This window comes from Dickeya sp. ws52, from assembly GCF_007210685.1.
In the GTDB taxonomy this organism is placed as follows: domain Bacteria; phylum Pseudomonadota; class Gammaproteobacteria; order Enterobacterales; family Enterobacteriaceae; genus Dickeya; species Dickeya chrysanthemi.
This window is the reverse complement of record NZ_SZVX01000072.1, coordinates 1-251: the sequence shown is the minus strand read 5'-3', so window position 1 is coordinate 251 and position 251 is coordinate 1. Positions and strand designations below refer to the sequence as shown.

General features: G+C 72.9%; 1 protein-coding gene. It reads right to left on the bottom strand.

Annotated elements, in window-relative coordinates:
* Positions 1-251, bottom strand: a 251-nt coding sequence (locus FDP13_RS21570) for a hypothetical protein (RefSeq protein ID WP_143840385.1), incomplete at both ends; no start/stop codon positions are given.

Sequence of the window (251 nt, the reverse complement as noted above, 5' to 3'; positions counted from 1 at the left end):
GTCGGCAGCGTGACCACCAGGTCGCCGTCGCTGTGTATCCGCCCGCCGTTGCGCAGGCGGTCCGCCGTCAGCTGCAGCTGGCCGGCCTGCCAGTCGCCGTCGTTCTCTGCCGTCGCCGCACTCAGCACCGCCGCCCCCTGCGTCAGCAGCTTGCCGGTGCCGGTATTGGTGAGGGCGTTATCGGCCGTCAGCGTCAGCGCCGAGAGACCCAGCACCTGCCCGGCGTTGCGCACGCGCCCGACGTCGGCCGT